The sequence below is a fragment of the Vibrio sp. 10N.222.49.A3 genome (assembly GCF_041475145.1).
GTDB classification, from domain to species: domain Bacteria; phylum Pseudomonadota; class Gammaproteobacteria; order Enterobacterales; family Vibrionaceae; genus Vibrio; species Vibrio tasmaniensis_A.
In genome coordinates this window covers 1-3017 of record NZ_JBFRVM010000266.1, presented here as the reverse complement: position 1 = coordinate 3017, position 3017 = coordinate 1, and the positions used below count along the sequence as shown (strand labels likewise).

General features: G+C 41.9%; 2 protein-coding genes and 1 pseudogene. 2 read left to right on the top strand and 1 reads right to left on the bottom strand.

What is annotated here, in order from left to right; all coding sequences use genetic code 11:
* Positions 1 to 400 precede the first annotated feature (400 nt).
* Complete coding sequence (rplY, locus tag AB4589_RS24870; RefSeq protein ID WP_009847093.1) at positions 401 to 679, top strand: 50S ribosomal protein L25; 279 nt, start codon at positions 401 to 403, stop codon at positions 677 to 679.
* A 462-nt stretch (positions 680 to 1141) separates the two neighbouring features.
* Here the strand turns inward: rplY and AB4589_RS24865 are convergent, their stop codons facing one another.
* Entirely contained in the window at positions 1142 to 1468 is a 327-nt protein-coding gene (locus AB4589_RS24865; RefSeq protein WP_009847094.1) for a hypothetical protein, read from the bottom strand.
* 485 nt (positions 1469 to 1953) lie between these two features.
* Here AB4589_RS24865 and AB4589_RS24860 point away from each other — a divergent pair.
* Positions 1954 to 2909: pseudogene (locus AB4589_RS24860) on the top strand (IS110 family transposase).
* Positions 2910 to 3017: the final 108 nt, after the last annotated feature.

Here is a 3017-nt window from a genome sequence, read left to right as displayed (position 1 = left end):
ACACTAAGATATAAGACAGGAAGTAATTATAAATCAATGCTTTATTGATTTTATTGTTAATTTATAGACTCATCTAAGCGGAGAAGAGCCCCAAGCCTTAGGTAAACATTCATTTTCCGTTCATTAACTTGATGATTTAGCAGCGCTATAAATAGATAAGATTGGCAATGTAAAAGACAATAAAATGGGGTAAATAAGCACTAGTGAACGTTTTATCTCCAAACGAATCATTTATCGAAGGAAATTCACTTTGAGATGGGCTTCTGACTTGCTCAGATTTGAATGTGATGTTAGTATCCGCGCTCGCTTAAGCATGAACTCGTTTATGCCTAAGCTTTACCACATACTCAAGGTCGCATTGAGGTGTGAAGTTAATTTTTACTAATTTGAGAGTAAAACTATGAAATTTGAAGCAGTAGTACGTACTGAACTAGGTAAAGGTGCGAGCCGCCGCCTACGTCACGCTGGTAAATTCCCAGCTGTAATCTACGGTGGCGAAGCAGCAGCTGTAGCTATCGAACTTGTTCACGCTGACGTGATCAACCAAATGGATAAGCCTGAATTCTACGAAACAATCACTCTAGTGATTGACGGCGCAGAAGTTAAGGTTAAGCCGCAAGACGTTCAACGTCACGCGTTCAAGCCTAAAGTTGAGCACATGGACTTCATCCGTATCTAGTTCCCTACCAAGGAATAAGATTGGATTAATCCAGCCTTCTGCATAGAAAAGATAATCGATCTTACCAGTCGAGAAATCTAGAAATTCGAAACCCCGATGCTACCAACATCGGGGTTTCACCGTTTCTGAGCCCTCTAAAACGTCGTAAATCTCGCGCAATACACTGAAAATAATCAACTTTTCCTCTCCCCATTTTATCCCAGTCTTGCTTGGGTGGATTAAGGGTGGACGAAAGGTGGACTTATACAGTAGTTTTTCTAACACAAAGACTAGACCGCTTTTTCGCTAGGCTCCGCACACTCACTTTTCAAAACATAACACTCAGCCTCCCTGGCCAAATATTATGGATTCGGATTCCGAATTAGCGAATAAAGAGGAGTAATATTAGGATGGTTGTAGCAGTTTACCTTGGAAGGTTATCGTACATTTACAGGGTCACGCGGCCTGAATACCCGACTTTCCTTAGGCTCTTCTTTCTAGAGCGTTCGTAATGTCTTTTTTGAGTTCCTCTGAAAGGCGTTCGAATTGTTTTGGTACAATCAAACCTTCCTCGCACATTTGCATGAGTTGGATAAATGCTCGGCTTCGAGAATGGCCATCAAAAATAAGCTTCATTTGCTTTTGAGATTCTTTGGAGTACTCGCACATAAAGTGAAATCTTTCCCCTACAGATTCTGATTCATCAGTAATCGCTTTGATGGCTTCATCTAGCTGACGAGTACAAAACAGTTGCGCAGCTTCACTCTTTATCTCGCAAAAGATTTTCCAATCAGACTCTTTGATATTCATACAGACCTCCACAAAGTGTTACGTCTTAGGGTAGAACATTACGGCGTTTAAAGGACGTGAACGACGCGATTACCCAATAGTAAACAGAGCGCTGTTAACACGAAATCCAATCTTGAGCAGAAAGGAAGGGCCAGTATTAGGCTGCTTTAAACGCCTGTAGGGATATTTCCAAAGTCTAGTTTGATATTAATTCCACTAATTTCAATTTCGCTTGATGCTAAGAAATACAGGCATAAAATTTGGCCAGAGGTACATATAAGAATCCGCCTTAAATGCTTGTATGGATAATAAGCACTCCAATCGGGTAATGTGAGACCCAGGCTTTAGCTGCAACTAAAGCTTTCTATGTAGTAGTTCGTTTAAACGCTGGCTCCTCTATCGAGAGACCGATAACAAACATGAACGCTACATAGAACTTCAAGCATAAACCTCGAATAGTCGACTGGGTCTCGAACCCGCATTACGCAAGCATGAGTTAGCTTATTATGAATACCAAAATCAATCAAAGCATCAACGTTGGAGTTGATACCGGCAAAACACAATTAGACATCCACATCAGGCCACTAGACCTATTTTTCTCAGTAGAGAACAATGATAAAGGCATCAAAAAAGCACTCAAAACGATTAAGAGTCACAGTCCTGAACGAATCGTTATTGAAGCTACAGGCCGATTAGAAATGCCTTTTGTTCTTGCATGTGCAGAGGCTCAACTACCTATTGTCAGAGCAAACCCTGTCCACATAAAACGATTCGCTGGTGCTATTGGCCGCAGAGCCAAAAATGATCGTTTAGATGCAGAATTGATCGCTCACTATGGAGAAGCAATCAAACCAGCTCTTACTGTCATAAAGCCAAAAACATACGCCTAATGAGTGACTTAGTCATTCGCCGAAATCAGTTGTTATCCATGCAAACCATGGAAAAGAACCGAATCCAGATACTTCCCGCCTCTCTCCATCCGACTATCAAACCAATGCTAACCACAATAAAAAATCAAATCACCAAGTTAGAAGAAAAGCTCGTTAAACTCATTGAAGATAGCCCTGAATACCAAGCTAAAAACACAATATTGCAAAGCGTCCCAGGAATAGGAAACATTGCCGCTGCATCAATAATTAGCAACGTACCTGAACTTGGTTACATCACGAATAAACAAGCAGCATCACTGATTGGTGTCGCTCCAATAACACGCGAAAGTGGGCGCTACAAAGGTAAGCGCGTGATCCAAGGCGGTCGAGCGCAAGTACGCACAGTGTTATATATGGCAATGATGTCAGCCATGCAATGTAACCCCGTATTCAAAGCGACTTATGCTCGACTTTTAGCTGCCGGAAAGCCTAAGAAAGTCGCAATAATCGCGTGTGTTCGAAAGATGGTTGTGACCCTAAACTCTATGCTGAGAGATGGCGCCATGTGGAATGAAAGTACAGCCAAAAACTAATCATTGACGCCATAGTCGTTTGTTGAACGAAGCCGCTGCGCGGCAGAGTAAAACAAGTGCAAGCCATACTCTTGTCACACCATCACCCTGATGGTCGTTGACAGGAGT